Source organism: Gramella sp. AN32 (assembly GCF_023718305.1).
Taxonomy (GTDB): domain Bacteria; phylum Bacteroidota; class Bacteroidia; order Flavobacteriales; family Flavobacteriaceae; genus Christiangramia; species Christiangramia antarctica.
In genome coordinates this window covers 113,240-139,077 of the sequence record NZ_QEYO01000004.1, presented here as the reverse complement: position 1 = coordinate 139,077, position 25,838 = coordinate 113,240, and the positions used below count along the sequence as shown (strand labels likewise).

The window sequence follows — 25,838 nt, the reverse complement described above, 5'->3', positions numbered from 1 at the left end:
TGAATCTATATGAAAGTTGCTGTTATAGGAGGTGGAATTATAGGTTTATGTACAGCCTATTATCTGGTAAAAGAAGGAGTAGAGGTAACTTTGATCGATAAAGGAAATATTACATCCGGTGCTTCTTTTGTGAACGCCGGATATCTTACCCCCAGCCACATCATTCCACTATCAGAACCGGGCATTGTTGTAAAAGGATTAAAATGGATGCTGAAAACTGATAGTCCGTTTTATATAAAACCGCGTTTTGATGTAGATTTTTTTAAGTGGGCATTGAGGTTCAATGGTTCTGCCACGCAACAAAAGGTGGAAAAAGCAGTTCCTGTTTTAAAAGAATTTAATCTGAAAAGTCGGGATTTGTTTGATGAAATCCGTGATTCGCTGGATTTCGATTTTCATTATCAGAATAAAGGAATTTTATCGGTTTTTAAGACTGAAAAAGCAGCGGTTTCAGAATTGAAGATTGCCGCCCTGGCTCACGAAGAGGGACTTGATGTAAAAGAAATTACTAAGGATGAACTTCAGAAGTTGCAAAGCGTATTTTCAGAGGAGGTTTTAGGTGCTATTCATTACACCTGTGATAGGCATTCAACGCCAGGTACTTTTATGGAAAATATGAAAAAATGGCTGATAAAACGAGGTGTAACCTTCGAAATGAATCAGGAAGTGATTGGTTTTGAAAAGAGTGAGAAAAATATAGTTTCCATAAAAACACAGGAAAAAAATATTATAGCTGATGAATTTGTACTGGCATCGGGAAGCTGGACCACCAGATTAGCAAGAAAACTTCAACTAAATATTCCCATACAACCCGGGAAAGGCTACAGCATCAATGTACCTAGAGATTTAGGGATAAGCATTCCGGCAATTTTATGTGAATCTAAAGTTGCCGTAACCCCGATGGATGGATTTACAAGATTTGCCGGAACCATGGAATTTTCAGGAGCTAACGAAATTATTCGCAAAAACCGGGTAGAAGCGATCGCCAATGCGGCGTCCAGCTATTACAAAAATCTTGAAATTACCCCAGAGGAAAAGGGTTCTGCAAAATGCGGGCTAAGACCTGTTTCCCCAGACGGGCTTCCTTTTATCGGGAAGACATCAAAATATAAAAATCTAACAGTTGCCTCAGGACATTCTATGATGGGGTGGAGTATGGGTCCGGCAACAGGAAAAATGGTTTCAGATATGATTACTGAAAAACCACTTTTTATGAAAACTTCTGCTTTTATACCAGAAAGGTTTGCTTAATCTTTCCATTGCTGGAGGAAAAATTATAAATTTCATTCTCAAACTTTATTCTTGGAGCAAACTATAGACAATAATCAGCCAAATAAGCGCATTGCTGCGATCGACCTCGGGACGAATTCCTTTCATGCCGTGATCGTAGATATTTATCCGGACGGAAGTTTTAGAACCGTAGATAAACTCAAGGAAATGGTCATCCTGGCTGAAAAAGGGATGGAAAATCACCTAAGTGAAGAGGCGATGGATCGCGGTCTGGAAGCCTTAAAAAGGATCAGGTTTCTATGTGATAGTCAGCAGGTGGAGGAAATACTTGCTTATGCGACCAGTGCGATACGGGAAGCTGAAAATGGCGGGGATTTTATCCAGCGCAGTTTATATGAAGCCGGGGTAAAGGTGCAGGTGATTTCCGGAAAAATGGAAGCGGAAATGATTGGCCTGGCGGTTAGGCATAGCATAGCAATTGGCGACGAAATGGTGCTTATGGTAGATATTGGCGGTGGAAGCGTTGAGTTTATTGTGGGCAACGATAAGGAATTTGTTTATTCAAAAAGCCTGAAACTGGGTGTCGCCAGAATGGCCGCACGTTTTGTAGATGCCGATCCTGTTTCAAAAGAGAATATAAAAAAACTTGAGCAGCACTTTGAAAAAGAATTATCAGCAGTTTCAGAAATCGTTAAAAAACATAAGGTAAAGACGGTGATTGGATCTTCCGGTACGATGGAAAATATCGCCGCGATGATTGCCGGAAAAAATGCCAGCGATACCATGATTAGCCTGAATGAATACACCTATGGAGCGAAGGCATTTCAGAAATTTTACAAAAAATTTATCCAATTGGATAAATCGAAAAGGCTGGAATTAAAAACGCTGGAGGAAAAGCGGGTTGATATTATTAATCCCGGGGTGATTCTGGTGAAATATCTTCTCGATGAATTTGGGATCGAAAATGTGAAAATTTCTGAAGGAGCTTTAAGGGATGGGATGATCATCGATTTTATCAAAAAAGAAAAAGGCAAGTACTTCTCCAAACTCAATATTGAATTTAAAGATCCTCGTAAAAGAAGTATTCACGAATTACTGCGGAAATGCAACTGGCTGGAGGATCATTCCCGTCATGTGGCAAAAATGGCCTTGCAGATTTTTGACGAATTTAAAAGTGAGTTAAAATTAAATGAAAACGATAGGGAATTGCTGGAATATTCAGCTTTCCTACATGATATTGGTTATTATATTTCTTACAGCAGGCACCATAAACATGCTTTGTATATTATTAAAAATTCTGAACTGCGCGGTTTTACTGATGATGAGGTGAATATCATGGCCAACGTGGCCCGGTATCATCGAAATTCGACCCCAAAAAAACGCCATAAAGCGTATAAATCCCAATCAAAGCCGGTGAGGAAAAGAATTAAAAAACTTTCAGCAATTTTAAGAGTTGCCGACGGATTGGACCGAAGCCATTTCCAGAATGTGCAAAAACTTGAAATTGATAATCAGGTTGAAAAAGTAGTTTTCAATATTTACACAGAAAGTGATCCTGAACTGGAAGTTTGGGGAGGTATGCGAAAAGCAAAGTTGTTAAAAAAACAACTCAACAAAAAAATTGAGATTAAAGCTTTTCCTAATTAATTATTTTAAAAGCCTGCACTTCTTTTTACAAACCCTGCTCTTTTCTTTATAAATATTTATTTTTCCGAATTATTTTATCAAATTCTGAGAATTACATAATCCAATACATTTTACTGAATTTAGCTGTTTTTTATTGCTTTAAAAAAGATTAGTTTTACCCATTCATTTTAGCAAGTTTTTAATTGGATTATGAAGGATAACAGGCATTTTGTTATAGACTTTGACAGCACGTTCACACAGGTAGAAGCCCTTGATGTTTTAGGGGAGATTTCTTTGAAGAACAACCCAAAACGCGAAGAGAAACTTCAGGAATTAAAAGATCTTACAGATCGCGGAATGGGGGGTGAACTTGCCTTTAGGGATTCTTTACGCGAGCGGCTCATTTTACTGGAAGCGTACAAAAAGGACCTGCCACCACTCATAGAAAAACTCAGGAAAAAAGTTTCCATCTCCTTCGTTAGAAATGAAGGTTTTTTAGAAGAAAATAAAGACCAGATTTATATTATTTCCAATGGATTCAAAGAATTTATTGTACCCATTGTAGGTGATTTTGGAATTAAAGAAGAACATGTTTTTGCCAATACCTTTGAATTTGATGAGAATGGGAAAATTATTGGATTTGATCACGATAATGTCCTTTCCTCCAACAACGGAAAAGTAAAACAATTGCAGAAATTAGATCTTAAAGGTGATGTATACGTAATTGGAGATGGCTACACCGATTATGAGATCAAAGCTGCCGGATTAGCAAACAAATTTTATGCTTTTACTGAAAATGTAGAGCGCGACAATATTTTAGCCAAGGCCGATCATATTACACCGAGCCTTGATGAATTTTTATACCTTCATAAAATGAATAAAGCGATTTCTTACCCGAAAAACCGTATTAAGGTCCTATTACTTGAAAATATTCATCAGGATGCGGTGGATATCATGAAAAATGAGGGTTATAATGTTTCGACAGTTTCCGGCGCCATGGATGAGGAGGAACTGTGTGAAAAGATAAAAGATGTTTCGGTTATTGGAATTCGCTCAAAAACCCAATTAACGGCTAAAGTATTGGAAAACGCTAACCGACTCATTGCGGTGGGAGCCTTTTGTATTGGAACGAATCAAATCGATCTTGAGGCCTGTCTTAAAAAAGGGGTAGCGGTCTTTAATGCGCCTTTCAGCAACACACGTTCTGTGGTGGAACTTGCCATTGGAGAAATTATTTTGCTGAAGAGGAATCTGCCTGATCGAATTTCAGAAATGCACCAGGGAATTTGGAATAAATCTGCTACTGGCAGTTATGAAATTAGAGGAAAGAAGCTGGGAATCGTAGGTTATGGGAATATTGGTGCGCAATTATCTGTAGTAGCGGAAGCTATTGGTTTTGATGTATATTACTATGACCTTGTTGAAAAGCTGGCCATGGGAAATGCAACCAAATGTAATTCTTTAGATGAGCTTCTTGAAATAGTGGATATAGTTACCCTTCATGTTGATGGCAGGAAGGAAAATAAAAATATGATTGGCGACGATGAATTCAAGAAAATGAAGCATGGCGCCGTTTTCTTAAATCTAGCCCGCGGACATGTAGTTGATGTGGAAGCTCTAAAAAATCATATTGAATCTGGTAAAATTACCGGGGCTGGAGTAGATGTTTTTCCGAAGGAACCAAAAACGAACAAGGAAGAATTTGAAAGCGAATTACGAGGATTGCCAAATTTAATTTTAACGCCGCATATAGGTGGAAGTACTGAAGAAGCCCAGGAAAATATCGGAAATTTTGTGCCTGGTAAAATTATTGAATACATCAATACCGGGGGGACCACCAACAGCGTGAATTTCCCTAACCTGCAACTTCCTATTTTAGAAAATGCACATCGTTTAATCCATATTCACCATAACCGTCCCGGAATTATTGCCAATATCAACAGGATTTTGGCAGCAAATGACATTAATATTGTGGGACAATATCTTAAAACCAATGAAACCATTGGTTACGTAATTACCGATATTGATAAAGCGTATAATGCAGAGGTTATCCAGGAATTAAAAGAGATACAGGATACCATTAAATTTAGGGTACTTTATTAAGTTTTATAATAAAAACATCTTGTTATAACCCTCACTCAATAAACCGACGAAAGCGTTATAAATAACGTTGAAATACCATTATCTGAAAATAAATGGTAAACTTTTAACGGAGGAAATTTAAATTTACACTATTAATTTATTTATCTTGAACCTCCCTACATGAATTATTTATTACATCCCTACTTGAGAAATTAACCAAACCTTGTAGTATAATCATGGAATATCTTATTATTTTTCTAATTACCGGCCTCGCCATTATCGTTGGGTTGGTGATTTTAATAAGGACTCTCAGAAATAATGCCCAACAAGAAAAATTGATTGCCGGCATTGAAAAAAAATTAAAGAACAATTAATTTTTCCTTTAAATATAGGCTTAAGTTGATCTTTTCAATATTTTCTTTTTGACCATAAGAACATTTCTACTCGTTCTTTTTTATGCCTTGTTTTTTCAAAAATGATGTGAATCGCTTCTTTTCGCTTACCAATAACCCATTTGGTTTGGCTAATCAACGTATAGTGCCAAAAAAGCTCTAATATTTCTATTACATCTTTTCCTTTCATAATTACGCCTTTCGTATAACAAATACTGGTTGTATACATCTTTATTAATTTAGAGGAGGTTCTTTCCCTATACATTAGCATCATAATCATCAACTAATCTTTTATTCATTTAAATCATTAATCATGAAACATTTAATTTTATCAGTACTACTTTTAGTAGCAACCGCAAGCGTACAATCCCAGGTTACACAACTTGAAGAAGCCAATGTGGTTTACAAACCTTTCGATTCGAAAATTTCACAGGATCAAAATCGCTATTCCTTCAACATCAATGAAGAATATGTTGGAGAATTTGATAAGAACCCGATTGGTTTTATGCATTCAAATTTTGATATCTATAGTTTTATGAGAGAAATTGAAGAAGAATATGATTCTTATGAGATCACTTTCAGAAGTCAAAAAGGAAAACTAATGGCAAATTACGATAAAGAAGGAGAGCTCCTTAGTACCTATCAAAACTTTAAAGATATCCTGTTACCACTTGACATTAGAAGGGAAGTATATATGAAAAACAAGGGATGGACTATGACTAGCAATAAATACGTTGCTTTTGGAACTGCAAGTATGTTGGAAAAGGAACTTTATAAAATCAAACTTGAAAAAGACGGTCAAAAACGAACACTTAAATTAGACGGTAACAATGTTGGTCTCACATCTGTCGCCAGCAATTAAAATGGTTGTTAAACATTTAAAATTTAACTGAATAAGCCAGGAGCTGCTAAAGAAATTTGGTAGCTCTTTTTTTTATATTAAGCCAAATATAGATCTCATTTTTCCTTAAAATGAATTAGTGTCATGAAATAATTTTAAATTGCCATAGAGAAAGCTACACATAATGAGAGCATTAGTTATAGATGACGAAGAATTAGCCAGAAAAAGGATACTCAATTTACTTGAAGAAGTGGAGCAGATTGAAGTGATTGGACAATGTACCAATGGAAAAAACGCTATAACCTTCATTAATTCTGAATTACCAGATCTTATCTTTCTGGATATTAATATGAAGGATATGAATGGTTTTGATGTTCTTAAAAATGTGGAAATTGAACCTAAACCGATAGTGATTTTTGTGACTGCTTACGATAACTATGCCCTAAAGGCATTTGATGTAGAGGCTTTTGACTTTTTATTAAAGCCATTTAAAGACGAACGGTTTTTTAAAACAATCAAAAAGGTTTTAAAAACTACTAAAGCTGAAGCCAATACAACTTTTGGAAAACGGATGGAAGAATTTTTTCATCAGTATAGTAGCAAGTCAGAATTGCCATCTGCGATTTTCAAAATCCCCATTAAAACCGGGAATAAAACGGCTTTGGTTGATCCTGTAGATATTCAGTATATCTGTGCATCTGGATATTATGCTGAAATTTTTGCCAATGGAAAGAAATATGTCCTACGTGAAAGTTTAAGCAATTTGGAAGAAATGCTGGATAATAATAGCTTTGTACGTGTGCATCGATCCACTATTCTGAACCTTCATTTTGTTGATGAGATACTTCATTCAGATTATTCAGAAATCGATTCAAAAATGAAAGACGGTCAACTTCTTAGGATCAGTAAATCCCATAAGAAGGAATTTTTAGAAAAATTAGGTATATCATGACATTCTCAACCCTCCGCAAAAAATATATAGACTGGAAACTGGTGCTTTTACTTTGCGGTTTCTATCTGCTTTTTGATGTAGTGATGCTGGTGAAAATGGTTTACATGCGTACTTATATGGCAGAGGGAGGTAAAGAGTTTGATTGGAGTATCTTTTTAGTACACAACGTACTTTTTGATTATGTGATCGTGGTTAGTTATATGACTCTTATTGCTATAAGTACCAAGAGATTTTTAAATAAGAATTATGCCTGGAGCAAGATCATTTCTATTCATGTGGTCTTTTCAATTTTAATAGGTTTGATCATTCGGCTTATTTTTGATGTTTATTCCATTCTTTCCGGAAAAGTGGATGTGGCTAATTATGATCTAAGGGAAACCGTCAATGCATTTATCTATGTTCTGGACCTTAATTTCCTAATCTATTTTGCCATGGTGTTTATTATTTACACCTATTATTATTTAAAACAGATAAAGGAAGCTGAAAAGCGACATTCTAAACTTGAAACGCAACTGGTAAATACAAGAATGAAAATGCTAAGCGCGCAATTGCAGCCTCATTTTCTTTTTAATACTCTGAATTCAATAGCTGTCTTAACCGATATTGATGCCTCCAAAGCAAAGGATACAATTGCAGATCTTAGCGATTTTCTCCGGGAGATCCTTTATCACAGCGATAGTAGTAAGATAAGTCTGGATGAAGAATTACGTATTCTGGATTATTACCTTAATATCTTGAGGATACGATTTTCAGATCATTTAAATATTGTTATTGATATTCCAGATCATTTAAAAGTGAAGCAGGTGCCGGCACTGTTGTTACAACCAATTATAGAAAACTCTATCAAGCATGGTTATTCTTATGATCACACCAATTTAGATATAGAAGTTTCAGCAAAAGAAGTAGACGGGAAACTGGAAATTATAGTATCTAATAATGGTGTGACGCTAGACAAAAAACATGGTGAACTCATGAAAGAAGGTGTCGGTTTAAATAATATAAGTGACCGGCTGAAGAATTTGTATGGGAATAATTTCTACTTTAAAATAAAGAATAATAAAACTGGTGCAGGTGTTCAAACGGTGATTCGGATTCCTTAATATTTTTTCAGCTATAAGTGTTAGAGCCAGAGTTTTTAATTGCTTAACATTATTTTTCATTTTCTCTCTTGTTAAGTTTCACTCAAATACGCTGATAACATTGAAATTCATTAGAAAAAAAATTAAAATTTAAGAAAAATTTATATATTGGTGGTATGAAAAAAATCTTACTGCTAACCACCATTATGTCCGTTTTCATCACTTTCGGACAGGGGAATACTATTTTTTACAACTTCGAAACCTTAAGTGCTGAAATTGAAGATGCGAAACAAGAGAATGATATTGAACGAATCTTTACCGCGCTAAACAAGGTAAATAAAAATGATTCCATTTATGCGGTTTCACTTGTAACTAAATCTTATTATCTGCTAAATTCTGATCGTAATCAGGAAGCCCTTGAAACTTTAGAGGAAGGGTTGAGTCTTGAGGATTGGGAACAGCAAATTTCTTTTTTAGTCAATAAAGGTGTTGTCCTTAAAAAAATGGAGAAATATAAGGAAGCACTTGAATTTTATGATTCCGCTTTAAAAAATTATCCCGTAAATGCTTCCTTACTTCTTGGGAAGGCTGCAATTTTGGAAAGTATGGATAAGCCAGAGGAGACTTACGAAACTATAAAGAAAGCCTTAATCTACAATCCTTTTAGTACAGATGCCCATATTAAATTGGGGAAACTGGCTTATGATCAAAACAATACGACGCTGGCAACTATGTGTTTCGATATGGCATTATTAATAAATCCTGATGGAACCAACTCTTTTAGGATACTAAAACATCTTGACGAATTATTGCGGGCCAACAATAAAAATGAAGGAACAACAGGATTTTCAATTTTGTCCAATAAGAATCAATTAGCGGAAGTTAATTTGATCATGAATAACAGGTTAGCGCTTGACGATAGATATAAAACTGAAGCGGGGATAGACCTGCCTGTAGTGAAGCAGAATCATATCATGTTGGAAAATATGAAATCTGTAAAATTGAATGAGGATTTCATAAATAAAACCTACCTGCCTTTCTTTAACTGGATCAGGGAGAGCGATAATTTTGAACCCTTTATCTATACCGTTATCTATGCAGTCGAAAATGAGAAATATAAAAAGAAAGTAGAAAAGGAAGTAGATGAAATTACTGAGTTTATTCAAACTGCACTGGCTAAATGGAAAGAACTAAGTATCAACGCCAGTACAAAATTCCTGGAGGTTGATGGAATGCAAACCTCATTTAATGAATATGCGCTCGAAGGAACTGGAATGAAAAAGGATGATCACTATGTTGGCAAATGGGATATTTACAATGTTAGTGGTAGAAAAAGTGGTATTGCAGAATTTAATGATGCCGGAGAAAAATCTGGAGAATGGAAATGGTATTACCCAAATGGGCAATTGAAAGAAATTTCACATTTTGCAAAAGGCGAATTGAATGGCGAAAATCAACATTACTATGAAAACGGTAAACTAAAATCCCATTCTGAATTTGAAAATGGCAACTTAATAGGAGAATTCAAGTATTATAATAACGATGGAGCTCTAGTGCAGAAAAAGTACTTTGAGAATAATGCATTAAATGGTGAATTCTCTACCTATTTCTCCTTTGGCGAGATGCAACCCGAGGTGACAGGGAATTATGTAGATGGCGTACTTCAGGGCAAAGCTTTTGAATATTACGCAAATGGAGATGTGTACCTGGAAATGAATTTTAAGGATGATCTCAAGGAAGGGAAGGAAACTGGCTTCTTAAGAAATGGAAAAAAATTCTATGAACAGATTTATAAGGAGGGGGTTTCCGTGGGACGTTATCACCAGTATAGTTTAAGTGAAAACATTGTTTTGGAGGGTGAGTTTAATGAAGAGGGGGGAAAAACTGGGGAATGGAAAACGTATTTTCCAAATGGAATTCTTGAAAGTCTTACCACATATAAAGATGGGGAGATCAATGGCCTTTATCAGGAATATGATGCAGATGGAAAATTGTTTTATGAATATGACTACAGGAAAGAGGAAATCATAGGCTATAGATTTTATGAGAAGAATGGGGATTTGATCAAAGAAGGAAAGAAAAAATCGGGTGAGTTTTTTTATGAATCTTTTACACCTTACGGACAAAAAAAGTCCGAAGGTCTTTACGATATTTCTGGGGGAAAGACAGGAGAATGGAAATTTTATGATGAATATGGAAAGCTGGATAATTCTGGTGCTTATAAAGAAAATGAAGCACAGGGAGTCCATAAAACTTTTAACAGCTACGGAGCTTTGATTTCAGAAATAAACTATAAAAACAATTTAGAAGAGGGTTCTTACAAAACTTATCATCCAAACGGAAAAATTTATTCCGAAGGATTTTTTATGGCAGGAAAACGACATGGGGAGTTCCAGGATTATTATATCGATGGTACCATTAAAACCAGAAAATACTACCATAAAGGTGATTTGAATGGAGAAGTAGAGAACTATGGACCTGAAGGTAAAATATATTCAAAAGATTATTATGACTTTGGTGATATTAACAAAAGCGTATACTTCGATCTGGAAGAAAAAGCTTTTGATAGCATCCAGTATAATAATGAGAATGCAAAGTATACAATCACTTCAAAGCACGCCAATGGCAGCACGAAAAGTGTTACAGATTTTGTTCATGGCATAAAAATGGGTGTCTACAAGTATTACGATCTGGAAGGAGAACTTCGCACCACTGGGGAATTTTTAAATAATGAAAGAACTGGAATATGGAAATGGTATGACCGGAAAGGTAATTTAAGTTCAGAAGTAACTTATGATGCCGGGGAAATTGCAGGTTTAGATCTGGATTATTATGAAAATGGCCAGATTGAGGATGAAGATTCCTATAACTATGGAGTGCCTCAGGGTACATGGAAGAGTTATTACCCTAATGGTATCTTAAGAGTGGAAACAATAAAAGAAAATGGCGAAACCCATGGCACGAAAAAATTCTACGCTGCTTCGGGTGAGTTACAGTATATAAGATTTTATAATTACGGAAGATTGATAGGATATGGTCACCTTGATGAAGAAGGGAATGAAGTTGACATGATTCCATTGGATAATGAAACAGGTCATGTAATTTCCTATTATAAAAACGGAAATATTTCCAGGGAATATCATCTTATGTACGGTAAATTTGATGGTGATTATAAAACTTATTTCCCTAATGGAGAATTGGAAGAAATTACCAGATATAAGGATGGCTGGTTGCATGGCACCCATACCAAGTATTTCAGCAATGGAAATAAGGACTTTGAAACTGAGTATTATTTTGATGAGCGTATGGGAGCTTCAAAAACCTATTATGAAAATGGAAATTTAAAAAAGGACCAGCTATATAAAAGTGGCGATCTTTCAGGAGAATCAAAATATTATTCTGAAAATGGAGAACTCGAAACAACTATAGTTTATTTTAATGGAGAAAGCTTTATACTTAGATAATGAAAAATTTGAAATTTAAAGTTTTAGCTCTTTTCGCTTTGCTTACGATTATAAATGCTTCAGCACAGTTCGCTCCGGAATATGCAAAATATGCCAACACATATAGTGAGGATAACAAGCTTATTTTAAGCCGCGACGTGGTCCTGAATATTGGAATTAAAGATGGAGAGCTGGAAATTGTTCAGGAGAATTTTGAAGAAAACCTTTTTTTAACAGACGGGGCAAACCATGCTTCCCGGGAAACCCTCAATTTTTCTTATTATTTTGAATTGTTAGAAGTGGAAGCCTCTTCCATGGCCTACGAGAACGGAAAATTTAAAGAGTTTAAAGTTGAAAATTTTGTTGAAAAGGATAACCTGGATGGATCATTTTATGATGATTCAAAATCACTTGTTTTTCTTTATCCAAATTTAAGGAAGGGTGCAGTTTCTAAATTAAAATATTCCGAAAAGATTAAAAATCCACGTTTTGTTGGGCCAAATTTCTTCGGCGATATGCATCCAACTCTTAAAACCTCCTATACTGTAATTGCCGATAAGGATATTGAACTTCAGTTTAAGAAATTCAATATGGAGAATTCCGGTATAAAATATTCTGAAGAAGAAAAACGAGGAAAAAAGATATATAGCTGGAAATCGGGCAATCTGGATAAAATTAAATTTGAAGACAATGCCCCAAATTTCAAAAAAATAATGCCCCATGTAGTTCCGGTGATCATGTCTTACGAAACTAACGGGGAAGAAATTTCTATTTCCGGCGAAACAAAAGATCTCTACAACTGGTATTATTCACTTGTTAACGATATTAATGAAGAAGAACCTGCTCCGGCATTGGTTTCAGTAGTAAAAGAATTAATCGAAGATAAACCTTCGGAATTGGAGAAAGTGCGTGCAATGTACTATTGGGCACAGGAAAATATTAAATATATCGCTTATGAATATGCCCTTGGAGGCTTTGTGCCCAGAGAGGCGAATACGGTTTTCCAGAGAAAATATGGTGATTGTAAAGACAATTCCAGCATCCTGAAAGAAATGTTGGAGATAGCCGGCATCAAAGGAAATTTAACCTGGATTGGAACACGATCTATTCCCTATAATTACGACGATATGCCTACGCCCATTGTCGATAATCATATGATTTTATCGTATACAGATGCGGTCAATCAAACCTATTATTTGGATGCTACGGGAAGGTATAACCCCTTGGAAATACCATCTTCTTTTATACAGGGTAAAGAAGCATTGATTGAAGATGGCGTGGGTAACTTTTTTCTTAAAAGAGTTCCTGTGATTCCCGCAGATCAAAATATGATTGCAGATACTTCCTATATTAAAATTCAGGGGAATAATCTTATAGGAACTTCAACAGCAAACCTTACCGGCTATGGTAAAATTGATTATAACCACGGGCTTGAATCTTTACATTCTGAAGAGAAATTAAAAGAATTTTTTAGTTACCGTTTTCAAAAAGGTAACAATACATTTTTAATCGATAGCCTGGAAATTTTCAACAAAGGCAGTTATGACCTGCCTTTAAAGATTGATTACAGTTATAAACTCCAGAATTATATTAAAGAATTTGGAGGTGAAAAATATGTAAACCTTAATTTAAACCGGGAAATCACAAATTATAAAACGAAAGATGACCGCAAGTTTGAAGTGGAATATGAGTCTACCCGCAAGTATGTTTTTAAAACTTTTTTAGATATTCCTGAAGGTTACGCAGTAGAATATTTACCTGAAGATGAAACCCTGAAAACCCATTTTTTTGAGGCATCCATTTCATATGAGCATATGGGTGATCAAATAATCTATAATCATATTGCAAGCCTGGACTTTATAAATCTTGATTTGGAACAGCAGAAGCTTTTCAATAAAGAATTGGAAAAACTGGAAGATGCATATAAAGAGGTGGTTATTTTAAAACAAATAGTAAAATAAAGTAAAATGAAAAAATTTCTAATAATCCCTTTAATTTTAAGTGGGTTACTACTCACTGCCCAAAGAAATGCTATCCATGAGAATTATACCTGGGAAGAAAATCCAAATTTCGATCTTTCCCAGATAGATAAATCAAAAGGAATCTACGGCTTAAAACATCAAATATTGAGTGAATTTGGCTATGATGAAAATGATAATTTTACTGAATACGTGATCGAGCATTATGCGATCTGGTTAAATTCTGACGAAAAGATTGAGAGCTACAATAAAATATATCTTCCGCATTCTTCCACATCATTGTTGCTTAATAGTGAAGCCAGAGTCATAAATCCTAACGGGAAAATTGAAGTTTTAGATGCTTCCAATATCCTTACTGCGGTAGATGATGAAACCAACAGGCAGTATAAATATTTTGCCTTTGAAGGAGTAGAGAAGGGGAGTATCATTGAATATTATTACACTATCCAAAGAAATCCAAAATACATGGGGAATAAGATCACGCTTCAAAGCAGTTTTGGAAAAGAAAATGTGCAATTCGATCTATATGCACCAAAACATTTAGTTTTCGATTTTAAATCCTATAATGGTTTACCGGAAGTTTCACAGGATACCACGATGACTCAAATGCTTCACTGGGAAATCGATGCAAAACATATCGCTGCACTGGAAGAGGAAGAATTATCAGCGTACGATGCTTCAAGAGAATTTCTAATCTATAAACTCGATAAGAATTTAAATAATAGCACGTACGATATTTCCTCTTACGGTAACATTTCTCAGAATTTGTATAAATACTATTATGGGGAACAATCCAAAAAAGTAGGCAAACAACTGGAAAAACTTACCAAACAGGCTTCAGTTGCAAACTTATCTGGAGAATTAGATGAATTAAAGAAGCTGGAATATTTTATAAAAAGTGAATTTTATATAAGCGAAGGTGCTGGAGACGAGCTTTCCAACCTTGAAGAAATCCTGGATAATAAAGTGGCTAATGAAACCGGAATGATCAAGGTGTATACGAATTTGCTCAGTCAGAATAATGTTCCGCATGAACTTGTTTTTACTTCAGACCGTTCAATATTAAAATTTGATGATGATTTTGAAGCCCAGAACTTCTTAACCGATGTATTGATTTATTTTCCAGAGTTAGACACGTATTTATCACCTACAGAACAAGGATCACGAATTGGTTTTCCACCTGCTTTCCTAACCGATAATTACGGTTTATTCATCAAAGAGATGAAAATGGGCGATTTTAAATCTGGCCTGGGTTCAGTAAAATTCATAGAACCGCTGGGACCGGAAAAAACGCTTGACGAGATGGATATTCATGTGAAATTTGGAGAAGAAGATCCCACTATCGTTTATATTGATATGGAAAAAAGGATGAGTGGCTATTATGCTATGTTCATCCAACCTTTTATGAATATGATCAATAAAGAAAACCGTGATGAGTTGGTAGAAAGCTTTGCCAAAAGTATGAATGAAGATATTGATGTTACTAAAAAAAAGATAGTAAATGACGATCCCTTCTTGTTTGGAACAGAACCGCTCACCTTTCAGATTGAAGCAAATTCCGATGCTTTTATTGAAAAAGCCGGGTCAAGATTACTCTTTAACGTAGGCGCTTTAATTGGGAAACAAATCCAGATGTACCAGGAGAAGAAAAGGGTTTTACCTTTAGAGAACCAGTTTACAAGAGCATACAATAGAACCATCATCGTAGAAATTCCTGAAGGATACGAGGTTACTAACCTGGAAGACTTAACTATAAAGAATTCTTATTCTGAAGAAGGTAAAGAAGTTTTTCTTTTTGATTCCTTTTATAAACTCGATGGGGATAAGCTTACCATTACCGCAAATGAATTTTATGCCAAAAATATGGTAGAAACTGAAAATTTTGATGAATACAGGAAAATCATTAACAGCGCTGCCGACTTTAATAAAGTTACCTTAATTCTTCAACCAAAAGGCTGATATAAAATTATAGAATTATATTTTAATTTTTGAGAGATAAAGTATCTTCGAGGTGATTAATCAATAATAAAAAATTATCACTAAAAACTTTCATAAATACGAACCTGCTGAAGAGCGATTAAATGTTCTAACCCATGGCCTGGGTTTGTTGCTTAGTATTATTGGTTTTGTACTTTTGGTTATAAAAGGTTGGGGTGAGAATCATCGAATATTTATAAGTTTTTTGGTATTTGGGTCAAGTATGGTGATTCTTTATGCCGCCTCCACACTTTATCATTCTGCAAAAAGTGAAGTTTTAAGGAACAGGCTGAATATTTTTGATCATGCAGCTATTTATGTGCTCATTGCAGGAACTTATACACCATTTGCTCTCATAACCTTGTACGGCAGGACAGGTTGGATCATTTTTGCTTCGGTATGGATCATGGCTTTAGCAGGGATAATTTTGAAATTTTTCTACACAGGAAAATACGAATATCTCTCCACAATTATGTACGTGGTAATGGGTTGGTTAATGGTAGTGGCCATAAAACCCCTAATCGAAAATTTCTCTACTGCAGGCCTCTGGTGGCTATTTTTAGGAGGAATATCTTATACCATAGGTGCACTACTTTTTAGTTTGAGCAGGATAAAATTTAACCATGCGATTTTTCATATTTTTGTGCTCTTGGGCACTTTCTGCCACTTTTTTGCCATTTATTTCTATGTAATATAAGAACGGCTAATAATCAAAATTGAGCAAGTACCAGTGGTCACCTCTTTTTACCAGTTGCATTTCAATATTGCGGTTTTGTAAAGGATCTGAAACCACTAAGAATTTCCTAATCTGTGGATCTACGTCAGGAATTTCAGAAATATCATATTTTTCAAAATGCCTGCTCCATTTTTTCTTATTTTCAGATAAATCATATTCCAGCCAGCAAATATTCATAGATAAACTGTCATTCTCTCCCCATGGATCGCAAAGCACATTCAAATTTTTAAAATCTTTCTGCTGAATTTTTTTCAGGATAGTATCGGCGAATGCTGAAGGTTCATTTTGATAATTTAAACTGATTATTTCCACCTCGGTTTTTAAAAGTGAATCCAGTGCTGGGATTAAGTCTCTAAGATTGTGAACCCTTTCATTGAGTTCGAGCATCTTTCTAAAATCTGCCGGACTTTGTTTTCCAAGTTTAAAATTGCCCAGCGTGTCCAGTTTATTTTCTTCGACAGGCTGGATTTTTTTAAAGTATGCTATCCGCTGTTGCAAAAAATCATTCCTCTTATCAACTCCATTTTGAAACTGCGCCGGTGATTTTTCAGCTTGTTCAGTTTTGTCAATCTCGATAACTCGCTCCTTAGGATGTTTTTCCCCGCAGGAAAACAATAAGAAGCAGGCTATCAGGATCTTGAAATTCATGCTTCTGTAGAGATCTGGTCTTTATTTATATTTTCTCCTTTTTCTTCATCTTCCTTAAGATTTGAAATATAATCCAATGCTTCAGTTATCACATCGCTACACAATATGATAAGACTATCTTTAGGGGCATTCTTGATGGCATAATGTATCGCCTCAAGTTCAGAATGGATCGTGGTGACTTTAATCGTATCATCTTTTCTGCGGATGCCTTTTTCTAACATTCCTACCAGTTCTTTGGCCGTTTTACCTCTCAGGTTTTTGTCCTGTCGAATCACGATTTCATCAAACATTTGGGTACTTATGGCGCCAAGTTCTTCCGTATCTTCTTTTTTTCTATCTCCAATTCCCGCAATGATACCAATCTTATAACAATCTGTAAACGTATCTGTAAATTTCATGAGAGCACGCATTCCTGAAGGATTATGCGCATAATCTAAAAGGATTTTGAAATTTTTAAAATTGAACATATTCAACCTGCCGGGAGTTTGGAAGCGGCTGGAAGAAAAAGATTCTAGGGCAGCCTTAATATCCTCCATGTTAATTCCCTGAATATGGGCACTGAGAATTGCCGGTAAAATATTCTGGATCATAAATTCCGCCCTTCCATCAAAAGTTAGGGGAATGGCCTTAGCTTTCATTACCCGCATTTTCCAAATCCCACGGGTAATAGTTACGAACCCATTTTCGTAAATGGCAGTTATGCCCCCGTCCTCCTGAAATTTTTTAATGATGGGATTATTCTCATCCATGGAAAACAGTGCGATCTGGCAATTTAGAGTGTGGCGCATGCCGTAAACCCTTTCGTCATCAGCATTTAAAATAGCATAACCGTCCTCTTTTACCGTTTCAGGAATAACCGATTTTAGCCTGGTTAATTGGTCAATGTCATTAATCCCTCCAAGGCCCAGATGGTCTCCCTGAACATTCGTAACAATACCAATATCACATTTTTTAAAACCGAGGCCAGATCGTAATAATCCTCCGCGGGCACATTCCAAAACAGCGAAATTCACCGTGGGGTCTTTTAGAACAAATTCAGTGCTTACAGGTCCGGTACAATCGCCCCGCATCACCAGTCGGTTTTTAATATAAACACCATCTGAAGTGGTATATCCCACAGAATATCCTGCAAATTTGGCAATTCTGGCAATAAGTCTGGTGGTAGTTGTTTTCCCATTGGTACCGGTTACGGCGATAATTGGGATTCTCGCCTGTGCAGTTTTCCCAGGAAATAATTGGTCTAAGACGGGGGCAGCAACATTTCGTGGTAAACCTTTGGTGGGGGCAAGGTGCATCCGGAATCCCGGACCTGCATTCACCTCCAGGACGGCTCCTTTTGTTTCTTCTAAAGGCTTGGAAACATCTGTGGTCATAATATCAATGCCACAAATATCCAGGCCTATGATTCTGGCAATACGCTCCGCCATCATAATGTTGGCGGAATGAACAATGTCCGTCACATCTTCTGCAGTTCCTCCTGTACTTAAATTAGCAGTATCTTTTAAGACTACTATTTCCCCATTTTCCGGAATGGATTTTAAATTATAATTTTTTTCAGCTAAGAGAATTTCTGTGATCTCATCAACTTCAATCATGGTAAGTTCATTCTCATGGCCATAACCACGACGAGGGTCATTATTTATAATTTTAATCAATTCTTCAATAGAATGCTTGCCATCCCCAATAATATGGGCGGGAGATCTTTTGGCTACAGCTACCAGTTTATAATTAATCACCAGGAAGCGGTAGTCTTCACCTTTTATTTCTCTTTCAATAATAATTCCAGAGGAAACTTCTTTGGCAAAATTGAAAGCTTTCACCGCTTCTTTATAGGATTCAATGCCTGTAGTGATCCCGCGACCATGATTTCCATGGGTAGGTTTAACCACAAGCGGAAAACCAACACTTTCGCAAACTTTCCTTAGAAATTTAAGCTCATAAATAATATCGCCCATAGGCACAGGTACGGCAGCAGATTGAAGCAGGGCTTTTGTTTCTGGTTTGTCGCACGCAATTTCCACGGCAATATTACTGGTCTTGCTGGTAACTGTTGCCTGTATACGCTGTTGATTGGCTCCATAACCGAGTTGACACAACGAATGTTTATTCAATCGAATCCAGGGAATATTCCTGTTTTCAGCTTCTTTAATAATAGATTCGGTACTTGGGCCAAGTCTGCCCCTTTCCCGTAATTCCCGCATTTGGGTAATATCCTTATCCAGGTCATATTCCTCACCCGCAATTAAAGCTTTACAAATATTTACGGCAGCTTTCGCAGCATACACGCCTGCATTTTCTTCTAAGTATGAAAAAACCACCTGATAAACACCTGCTTCACCATAACCCCGTGTTCTTCCGAAGCCTGTATCCATTCCCGCAATTGTTTGGATCTCCAGGGCGATATGTTCTATAATATGGCCCATCCAGGTACCTTCTTCCAGACGGGAGAAAAATCCCCCTACTTTGCCTTCGGAACAGCGGTGTTCATATAAACCGGGCAGTAATTTTTTTAATCGATCATTAAAACCCGGAACCTTATTAGATGGATAATCTTCCATCTTCTGAAGATCCAGAACCATAACAATAAGTTTATGCCTGCGAATAGACCAATAATTTGGTCCCCGCATCACATCAATCTTTCTTATTTCCATATTGGAGTGGTCTTTGCAATTATTTTTTTGGTTGTTTTAAAATTAGACTATTTTAAAGAACAAGCTTATTTTTACATTCTAAAGTTTAGTTAATGAATCTACAAGGTACGCTTATCCCAATCGGCGGAAATGAGAATAAAGGCATTAAGAAAGGCGAAAAATATCATACTGAAAATATTGAAGATGGCATCCTTTACAGGGTAGTCATGGAAAGTGGAGGCAAAGATTCTAAAATAGTGGTTGTGCCCACTGCATCGAGTATTCCAGATGAGGTTTCGGCTAACTATAAATCTGCTTTTTCGAAGTTGGGTTGCGAAAATATTAGTTTTGCTGATATCAGGACCAGAGAAGATTCTGAAAATCCCGAGAATTTAAAATTGGTTTCGGAAGCTGATTGTGTATGGTTTTCAGGAGGAAATCAATCAGAAATTATTAGAAAGATAAAGGATACTAAATTCCATCAAATCATTGAGGCCAGAAATAATGAAAATAAACTGGTGATCGCCGGGACCAGCGCGGGAGCTATGTGTATGTCCCAAAGAATGATCAAAGGCGGTAGCAGTAAAGAATCATTTATTAAAGGTGCCGTAAAGATGGGTTCTGGAATGGGTTTTATCCAAGGTGTTATTATCGATTCCCATTTTATCCAAAGAGGACGTTTTGGCAGAACGGCAGAAGCATGTGCCCGTTATCCCGAATTACTTGGAATTGGGCTTGCAGAGAACACAGGGCTGGTCATTAAAAATGCCCATACTTTTGAGGTAATTGGTTCGGGGATGGTTATTCTTTTTGATGCAACGGAACTTAGAAATAACAACCACACTATTCTAAAAGCAGGGGAACCTATTTCCTTAACAAATTTAAAAACCCATATTTTGGCCCGCCGGGACATGTTTAGAATGGACAGCGAAAATAAGTTTCAGTTTCAGCATATGCAAACGCCTGTAATGTATCGTTAATCTTCATAGATCGATATATTTTCTTCTTCTGAATTTTTAAAGCCACGATACATTCCGTCTGAATTAAAAGGCATGCTGATATTTCCCTGGGCATCAATCGCGATCAAACCGCCTTCACCTTTAATAGCTACAAGTTTTTTCATCACTACTTCATTGGAAGCTTCTGCTAAACTTAGATTTTTATACTCCATCAAGCAGGAGACATCATAAGCCGTCACACTACGGATAAAGAACTCACCGTTCCCCGTACAACTTACTGCACAGGTTTTATTATTCGCATAATTCCCTATTCCTATAAGCGGTGAATCTCCAATCCGGCCATAATTCTTATTGGTCATTCCCCCGGTGGAAGTTGCCGCAGCTATATTTCCATTCTTGTCACAGGCAACAGCGCCCACGGTTCCAAATTTTGAATTCTTTGACGTGGTATGATCTAATTGAACATTCGTGGTTCCTTTTACTTCCTGCCACTGATCATATCGAAATTGATCAAAAAAATAGGTGTCATCTTTACGTTCCAAATTCTTTTCTTTCGCAAATTTCATCGCGCCGCTCCCGGCAAGGAACACATGCGGACTATCTTCCATCACTTTCCGGGCGAGGCTTACAGGATTTTTTATACCGCTAATCAAAGAAACAGCACCGGCTTCTAAATTGGATCCATCCATGATGGCTGCATCCATTTCATGATCACCGGTTGCTGTGAAAACACTTCCTTTTCCCGCATTGAATAATGGTGAGTCTTCTAATATTTTAACGGCTAATTCTACAGCGTCCACAGCACTTTTACCCTCTTCTAGTACCTGAAATCCTTTTCTTAAACTTTCTCGTAGGGCATTGATGTATTTTTTTTCTTTTTCACTGGTCATTTGGCCGCGAAGGAGTGTTCCTGCGCCACCGTGAATGGCAATGGCATATTTCTGCATATCTTACTATTTGGAAGTGTTTGCTTTAGCTAATAGCTTTTTTTTGAAAATTTTCAGGAATTTTTGTTCTGATAGTATTTTTTCATCTCGGCTCTTCTTTAACTTTTTCTTGATTTTTTTCAGCTTAAGCTCTTTTGCATATCTATACGAGGTTTCATAAACTGAAATTAAGTAATGCTCTATTTTTCTAGCGTAAGAAACGATTAAAGTATCACGAATTTCTTCAGAAGAATTTGAATCAAGTACCGCATTACATTCGTTCAACATTTCTTCTATGGGCTTGCACTTAGTACTACCCGGGTTAATCTCAAGGGTAGTACATATTTTCTGAATTCTGGAATATTGTTTTTCAGTTTTATTTAAAAGATTGGCAAGTTGTTTTTTAAGTTTTTTATGCGTGGCAGCTTCCTGGATTGTAGGAATAGCTTCCAAAAGTAGCTTTTCCGCAGCATAGATATCTTTGATCTCGCTTGCGAGTAAGTCATTTAAATTTTTCATTTTTTTTATTTAAAACGTGATTCTCTTTCCATCAGCCAAGGCCGATTCATTTATTTTTTCAACAATGCCAATATCTTTAAGGCCTTCCATCCCGGGGACGAGCACCTTACTATTATTTAAAATGGCCAAAGCATCATCATCCATTTGTTTGGCCTGCTGATTTCTTCGCATAGGTTCCAAAATTTTTCCATCGCTTGTCCTTCCGGAAACCCCGGAATAGGCCTGCATAGGCCTTAGGTAATAGGAGCCTTCTTTACAGGTGACTTGCAAATTATTCAGGTTTTCGCCGAAACTTGTTTTACCGTCAACTCGTACTCCTTCTGGAAATTCAAGTATGAAAGATGTGGTTTCATCAACTTCAGTAAAAATTTCCGGCCTGTTGGTAGATCGATTCGCAGTTACTGCAATGGGTTCCATGCCCGTACTATACCTGGCCGCATTAATGGCGTAAACGCCCATGTCATAAATCGCGCCGCCACCCATTTCTTTTTCAAGTTTCCAGGGATTAATAGTTCCCCCATTATACCCGGCTTCCGAAATAACATGCTCAATTTCACCATAAGGTTTTGATTTCGCCCATTTGGAAATTAACTGGGTATTAGTTTCATGCTGCATTCTATAACCAATGGAAAGTTTCACCTTATTCTTGTTGCAAGCGTCTATAATAGCCTGGCATTCTTCAGCTGTTCTGGCCATGGGTTTTTCACACCAAACGTGTTTTCCGGTATGGGCAGCTTTGATAGCATATTCAGCATGAAGGCCGGTGGGGAGGACAATATAAATCACATCAATGTCCGGATTATTGGAAATTTGATCCATATTCTCATAATTATAGACATTAGCATCTTTTATTCCATATCTCTTTTGCCAGACAGGAATTTTTTCGGGACTCCCGGTTACAATGCCTCGTAATTCACAATTTTCAGTTTGTTGTAAGGCTGGAGCCAATAAATCTGTACTATAATAGCCCAGGCCTACCAAAGCGACCCCCAGTTTCTCTTTCCGATTATTTCCCAGGCACGAGGAGAAAGGCAGGAGGGAAGCGGCCACCATTAATCCAGAATGTTTTAAGAATGTCCTTCTGTTGCTCATATTATTAATTTCAGAATAAAGTAGGAATTAAATCGGCGGCACTTTCTAAATACTTACTTAAAATTTTTGAAAACTTTAAGCTAACATACTCTTGAATTTTCATAATTAGCGTTAAAAATTAATTTTTCAACAAAGCCTTAACTCTTATTTGGCAAGGCTTTAGGAGTCTTGCTCCTACTTTTATAGGGAACAAATACAAATACACATGAAACCCCTCAATTTTATTAAGTCGGCAGTGCTGCTTTTTACTATAGCAATTCTAAGTAGTTGTAATTCCAACCCACAACTTTCTGAATCAGTATTCGAAAAACCAGTTGTAGTCATGAAAAGCCCTATAGTTAAAAAAGAGGCTAAAATTTACAAGACTGAAATCTCTTATGGGATTGATTCCCTTACAACTGCCGGAAAAGTTGATAGTTTAAAAGGTGTCTATTCAGAAGATCAATTAAAGAATATTCTTGCCCTCAATAGGATTGAAGAAAAAAGATTGTCCAGACAAAAAAGTATTATAGTACCAGAATGTGCTTCAGAAGAATTTTTAGCCTACAGTCCGCTGCCCGAAACGGTAACGACTATTCAATGTGTGCCTAAAGCAGTGTTGATCTCTCAAAGAGTCCAGGCATTTGGACTATATGAAAATGGTGAACTTATTAAATGGGGCCCAATTAGCAGTGGCAAGAAATCTACTAAAACACCGAACGGTTTAAATTATGGGAATTATAAAGCAGTAAGAAAAATTAGTTCTGTAGATGAATCCTGGATCCTGCCCTATTATTTTAATTTCATGAATTATGAGGGAGTGGGAGTGCACCAGTATGAACTACCGGGATATCCCGCTAGCCATGGCTGTGTGAGATTATATATGGATGATGCCAAATATATTTTTGACTGGGCAACCATGTGGGAATTGGAAAGTGGAAAAATTGAAAAGAATGGAACTCCATTTATGGTTTTTGGCGAATATGATTATGCTTCAGAAAAACCATGGTTAACCATGCATGAGAACGAAAATGTGAATATTTTATCTGTTGAAGAAATCGCAACCTTGGAAAATTATATGCTGAAATATCAGTCTGACCCTCGAAACTTCAATGATAACGAAACCGCTCTTGCCTCAAACTAGAAAACCTTAAATTTGATTTTTAAATCACCAACTTCAACATGCTTAAAAATCTATTCTTAGGTCTGATATTTTTATTTTCCGGGTTAACATTTTCTCAAATTCCAGCTAAGGAAACGAAGGTCATGGTGCGGGCACAGGCAAAAGATGCCAAATTTATAGGTACTTCCATGGGAAGCGCGAGAATTGTGATAAAAGATGTTCTTTCCGGTGAGATTTTAGCTCAGGGTTTAACTGAAGGCGGTACGGGTGATACCGAATTGATCATGAATAAGCCCATTGCGCGCAATGCAAAAATTTCTACAGAAGGGACCGCGGGATTTCTGGCCAGTATAAAACTGACAGAACCCAGGTTAGTTACCATTGAAGCATATGGGCCGTTGGATAAGAAACACTCAATCGCGAAAGCCAGTACTCAAACCTGGTTAATTCCGGGAAAAGATATTTTAGGTGATGGGATTATTTTGCCCATCTCTGGATTTGTTGTGGAGATCATTTCTCCGGAAGCAGTTACTTCATCAACAATTTCTGAATTTACGTTTGAAGCTAATGTAATTATGATGTGTGGTTGCCCTGTCACTTCCGGCGGCATGTGGAATGCAGATCAATATGAAGTAAACGCACAAATCACTAATCTGGATACACAAAACGAACAGGAACTGATTCTAAAACCTAACGGAGAAACCAACAGATTTTCCGCAAAATCAACTTTAGAAAAAGGGAATTATGAGCTTTTAATGTATGCGTTTGATCCTGAGACTGGAAATTCAGGAGTGGATAAAAAAATAATTTCTATAGATTAAGCTTTCCGCTAAGCAGACCATTTGCTTCAAGGCTTTGTAAAACACCATTTTCGTTGTTATCGAATTCTGTAATATAATTTGCCACTTCCAAAATTTCAGAATGCGCATTTTTCATGGCATAACTGTATTTTGCCACTTTCATCATTTCCAGATCGTTTAAATAATCACCAAAAACCATAGTTTCTTCCGGAGAAATATTCATTTTTTTCTGAACGCCCTCAATCGCATTTCCTTTGTTTGCTGTTTGGCTGGTAATATCTATAAAGATCTTTGCAGCTATGGCAACCTTAAACCTATCAGTATAATTTACAAAATGAGGAAAGGTATGATCTTCAACCCCATTAAAATTACAAAGGGTTACTTTAAGATAGGTGTCCTCAACTTTCGTAAGATCTTCAACTACTTCCAATCGCTCGTAGAATTGTTTGATCTCGGCAACAAAACGCTGATCCTTAGTTTCGATATAAGCGGAATTTTTTCCGCAGAGCACTAAAAAGGTATCTTCCAGTTTTCTGCCCATTTCCAAAAACCGGATAGCGTCTTCTTTATCCAGAGGATTAACATAAAGTTCCTTGCCTTTATAATAGACATAGGTGCCATTTTCGGCAAAAAACATGGTTCGGTCTTTAATACGATCAAATTTCTTCTCCAGATTATAAAATTGTCTTCCACTGGCCACAGCGAATAAAATTCCTTTTGAAGTAAGATATTCCTCGATTTTCCAAAAATCCGGATGAAGTTCATGTTGGTCGTTCAACAATGTTCCATCCATATCGGTTACCAGTAACTTGATCATAATTATAA

General features: G+C 36.4%; 21 protein-coding genes. 14 read left to right on the top strand and 7 right to left on the bottom strand.

Annotated elements, in window-relative coordinates:
* Positions 1 to 9 precede the first annotated feature (9 nt).
* From DHD80_RS06640 to DHD80_RS06625, 4 genes are all read left to right on the top strand, one after another.
* On the top strand, positions 10 to 1,251 hold the full coding sequence (locus DHD80_RS06640; protein WP_251740372.1) for an FAD-dependent oxidoreductase: 1,242 nt from the start codon (positions 10 to 12) through the stop codon (positions 1,249 to 1,251).
* A gap of 51 nt (positions 1,252 to 1,302) precedes the next feature.
* Positions 1,303 to 2,877, top strand: a complete 1,575-nt coding sequence (locus DHD80_RS06635) for a Ppx/GppA phosphatase family protein (protein ID WP_251740371.1) — start codon at positions 1,303 to 1,305, stop codon at positions 2,875 to 2,877.
* Positions 2,878 to 3,066: 189 nt separating this feature from the next.
* On the top strand, positions 3,067 to 4,959 hold the full coding sequence (serA, locus tag DHD80_RS06630) for a phosphoglycerate dehydrogenase (RefSeq protein WP_251740370.1): 1,893 nt from the start codon (positions 3,067 to 3,069) through the stop codon (positions 4,957 to 4,959).
* A 215-nt stretch (positions 4,960 to 5,174) separates the two neighbouring features.
* The gene (locus DHD80_RS06625) at positions 5,175 to 5,312 is read left to right on the top strand and encodes a hypothetical protein (protein WP_251740369.1); all 138 of its coding nucleotides are present in this window, start codon (positions 5,175 to 5,177) and stop codon (positions 5,310 to 5,312) included.
* 34 nt (positions 5,313 to 5,346) lie between these two features.
* Here the strand turns inward: DHD80_RS06625 and DHD80_RS06620 are convergent, their stop codons facing one another.
* The gene (locus DHD80_RS06620) at positions 5,347 to 5,520 is read right to left on the bottom strand and encodes a hypothetical protein (protein ID WP_251740368.1); all 174 of its coding nucleotides are present in this window, start codon (positions 5,518 to 5,520) and stop codon (positions 5,347 to 5,349) included.
* A 123-nt stretch (positions 5,521 to 5,643) separates the two neighbouring features.
* On the opposite strand from DHD80_RS06620, the gene DHD80_RS06615 reads away from it, so the two are divergent.
* From DHD80_RS06615 to DHD80_RS06585, 7 genes are all read left to right on the top strand, one after another.
* On the top strand, positions 5,644 to 6,192 hold the full coding sequence (locus tag DHD80_RS06615) for a hypothetical protein (protein WP_251740367.1): 549 nt from the start codon (positions 5,644 to 5,646) through the stop codon (positions 6,190 to 6,192).
* A gap of 163 nt (positions 6,193 to 6,355) precedes the next feature.
* Positions 6,356 to 7,123, top strand: coding sequence for a LytTR family DNA-binding domain-containing protein (locus tag DHD80_RS06610; protein WP_251740366.1), 768 nt, complete (start codon positions 6,356 to 6,358; stop codon positions 7,121 to 7,123).
* Positions 7,120 to 8,223 carry a histidine kinase gene (locus DHD80_RS06605; protein ID WP_251740365.1) on the top strand — a complete coding sequence of 368 codons (1,104 nt, stop codon included), beginning with the start codon at positions 7,120 to 7,122 and terminating at the stop codon, positions 8,221 to 8,223. Before DHD80_RS06610 ends, DHD80_RS06605 begins: the two co-directional genes overlap by 4 nt.
* Positions 8,224 to 8,378: 155 nt before the next feature.
* Positions 8,379 to 11,666: a hypothetical protein gene (locus tag DHD80_RS06600; protein WP_251740364.1), complete on the top strand. Its 3,288-nt coding sequence runs from the start codon at positions 8,379 to 8,381 to the stop codon at positions 11,664 to 11,666.
* Positions 11,666 to 13,606: a DUF3857 domain-containing protein gene (locus DHD80_RS06595; protein ID WP_251740363.1), complete on the top strand. Its 1,941-nt coding sequence runs from the start codon at positions 11,666 to 11,668 to the stop codon at positions 13,604 to 13,606. The genes DHD80_RS06600 and DHD80_RS06595 overlap by 1 nt, the downstream gene beginning before the upstream one ends.
* A gap of 6 nt (positions 13,607 to 13,612) precedes the next feature.
* Positions 13,613 to 15,583 carry a DUF3857 domain-containing protein gene (locus DHD80_RS06590; RefSeq protein WP_251740362.1) on the top strand — a complete coding sequence of 657 codons (1,971 nt, stop codon included), beginning with the start codon at positions 13,613 to 13,615 and terminating at the stop codon, positions 15,581 to 15,583.
* 73 nt (positions 15,584 to 15,656) lie between these two features.
* Positions 15,657 to 16,298 carry a hemolysin III family protein gene (locus DHD80_RS06585; protein ID WP_347709960.1) on the top strand — a complete coding sequence of 214 codons (642 nt, stop codon included), beginning with the start codon at positions 15,657 to 15,659 and terminating at the stop codon, positions 16,296 to 16,298.
* Positions 16,299 to 16,304: 6 nt separating this feature from the next.
* On the opposite strand, the gene DHD80_RS06580 is transcribed toward DHD80_RS06585, so the two are convergent.
* Together DHD80_RS06580 and cphA are read right to left on the bottom strand one after the other, a co-directional pair.
* Positions 16,305 to 16,985, bottom strand: a complete 681-nt coding sequence (locus tag DHD80_RS06580) for a hypothetical protein (protein ID WP_251740361.1) — start codon at positions 16,983 to 16,985, stop codon at positions 16,305 to 16,307.
* Entirely contained in the window at positions 16,982 to 19,636 is a 2,655-nt protein-coding gene (gene cphA / locus DHD80_RS06575; protein ID WP_251740360.1) for a cyanophycin synthetase, read from the bottom strand. Before cphA ends, DHD80_RS06580 begins: the two co-directional genes overlap by 4 nt.
* A gap of 92 nt (positions 19,637 to 19,728) precedes the next feature.
* Here cphA and DHD80_RS06570 point away from each other — a divergent pair, with 92 nt between their 5' ends.
* Positions 19,729 to 20,595, top strand: coding sequence for a cyanophycinase (locus tag DHD80_RS06570; RefSeq protein ID WP_251740359.1), 867 nt, complete (start codon positions 19,729 to 19,731; stop codon positions 20,593 to 20,595).
* Here DHD80_RS06570 and DHD80_RS06565 read toward each other — a convergent pair.
* The 3 genes from DHD80_RS06565 to DHD80_RS06555 are packed head-to-tail and all read right to left on the bottom strand — an operon-like array spanning position 20,592 to position 23,111.
* Positions 20,592 to 21,521, bottom strand: coding sequence for an isoaspartyl peptidase/L-asparaginase (locus DHD80_RS06565; protein WP_251740358.1), 930 nt, complete (start codon positions 21,519 to 21,521; stop codon positions 20,592 to 20,594). The two genes, DHD80_RS06570 and DHD80_RS06565, sit on opposite strands and share 4 nt — an antisense overlap.
* Positions 21,522 to 21,527: 6 nt before the next feature.
* Complete coding sequence (locus DHD80_RS06560) at positions 21,528 to 22,019, bottom strand: DUF892 family protein (RefSeq protein WP_251740357.1); 492 nt, start codon at positions 22,017 to 22,019, stop codon at positions 21,528 to 21,530.
* Between the two features lie 9 nt (positions 22,020 to 22,028).
* Complete coding sequence (locus DHD80_RS06555) at positions 22,029 to 23,111, bottom strand: Gfo/Idh/MocA family oxidoreductase (RefSeq protein ID WP_251740356.1); 1,083 nt, start codon at positions 23,109 to 23,111, stop codon at positions 22,029 to 22,031.
* A 205-nt stretch (positions 23,112 to 23,316) separates the two neighbouring features.
* On the opposite strand from DHD80_RS06555, the gene DHD80_RS06550 reads away from it, so the two are divergent.
* A complete protein-coding gene (locus DHD80_RS06550; protein WP_251740355.1) occupies positions 23,317 to 24,234 on the top strand; it encodes a L,D-transpeptidase in 918 nt (305 codons plus the stop codon).
* Between the two features lie 38 nt (positions 24,235 to 24,272).
* The gene (locus DHD80_RS06545; RefSeq protein WP_251740354.1) at positions 24,273 to 25,034 is read left to right on the top strand and encodes a hypothetical protein; all 762 of its coding nucleotides are present in this window, start codon (positions 24,273 to 24,275) and stop codon (positions 25,032 to 25,034) included.
* Here the strand turns inward: DHD80_RS06545 and DHD80_RS06540 are convergent.
* Positions 25,024 to 25,830, bottom strand: a complete 807-nt coding sequence (locus tag DHD80_RS06540; RefSeq protein WP_251740353.1) for an HAD family hydrolase — start codon at positions 25,828 to 25,830, stop codon at positions 25,024 to 25,026. The genes DHD80_RS06545 and DHD80_RS06540 overlap by 11 nt on opposite strands.
* Positions 25,831 to 25,838: the final 8 nt, after the last annotated feature.

What these genes read in the sequence shown, in the direction of transcription:
- DHD80_RS06640 (WP_251740372.1), top strand. Translation starts at nt 10, where the DNA reads ATGAAAGTTGCTGTTATAGGAGGTGGAATTATAGGTTTATGTACAGCC.
- serA (WP_251740370.1), top strand. Translation starts at nt 3,067, where the DNA reads ATGAAGGATAACAGGCATTTTGTTATAGACTTTGACAGCACGTTCACA.
- DHD80_RS06625 (WP_251740369.1), top strand. Translation starts at nt 5,175, where the DNA reads ATGGAATATCTTATTATTTTTCTAATTACCGGCCTCGCCATTATCGTT.
- DHD80_RS06620 (WP_251740368.1), bottom strand. Translation starts at nt 5,520, where the DNA reads ATGAAAGGAAAAGATGTAATAGAAATATTAGAGCTTTTTTGGCACTAT.
- DHD80_RS06615 (WP_251740367.1), top strand. Translation starts at nt 5,644, where the DNA reads ATGAAACATTTAATTTTATCAGTACTACTTTTAGTAGCAACCGCAAGC.
- DHD80_RS06610 (WP_251740366.1), top strand. Translation starts at nt 6,356, where the DNA reads ATGAGAGCATTAGTTATAGATGACGAAGAATTAGCCAGAAAAAGGATA.
- DHD80_RS06605 (WP_251740365.1), top strand. Translation starts at nt 7,120, where the DNA reads ATGACATTCTCAACCCTCCGCAAAAAATATATAGACTGGAAACTGGTG.
- DHD80_RS06600 (WP_251740364.1), top strand. Translation starts at nt 8,379, where the DNA reads ATGAAAAAAATCTTACTGCTAACCACCATTATGTCCGTTTTCATCACT.
- DHD80_RS06595 (WP_251740363.1), top strand. Translation starts at nt 11,666, where the DNA reads ATGAAAAATTTGAAATTTAAAGTTTTAGCTCTTTTCGCTTTGCTTACG.
- DHD80_RS06590 (WP_251740362.1), top strand. Translation starts at nt 13,613, where the DNA reads ATGAAAAAATTTCTAATAATCCCTTTAATTTTAAGTGGGTTACTACTC.
- DHD80_RS06580 (WP_251740361.1), bottom strand. Translation starts at nt 16,985, where the DNA reads ATGAATTTCAAGATCCTGATAGCCTGCTTCTTATTGTTTTCCTGCGGG.
- cphA (WP_251740360.1), bottom strand. Translation starts at nt 19,636, where the DNA reads ATGGAAATAAGAAAGATTGATGTGATGCGGGGACCAAATTATTGGTCT.
- DHD80_RS06570 (WP_251740359.1), top strand. Translation starts at nt 19,729, where the DNA reads ATGAATCTACAAGGTACGCTTATCCCAATCGGCGGAAATGAGAATAAA.
- DHD80_RS06565 (WP_251740358.1), bottom strand. Translation starts at nt 21,521, where the DNA reads ATGCAGAAATATGCCATTGCCATTCACGGTGGCGCAGGAACACTCCTT.
- DHD80_RS06560 (WP_251740357.1), bottom strand. Translation starts at nt 22,019, where the DNA reads ATGAAAAATTTAAATGACTTACTCGCAAGCGAGATCAAAGATATCTAT.
- DHD80_RS06555 (WP_251740356.1), bottom strand. Translation starts at nt 23,111, where the DNA reads ATGAGCAACAGAAGGACATTCTTAAAACATTCTGGATTAATGGTGGCC.
- DHD80_RS06550 (WP_251740355.1), top strand. Translation starts at nt 23,317, where the DNA reads ATGAAACCCCTCAATTTTATTAAGTCGGCAGTGCTGCTTTTTACTATA.
- DHD80_RS06545 (WP_251740354.1), top strand. Translation starts at nt 24,273, where the DNA reads ATGCTTAAAAATCTATTCTTAGGTCTGATATTTTTATTTTCCGGGTTA.
- DHD80_RS06540 (WP_251740353.1), bottom strand. Translation starts at nt 25,830, where the DNA reads ATGATCAAGTTACTGGTAACCGATATGGATGGAACATTGTTGAACGAC.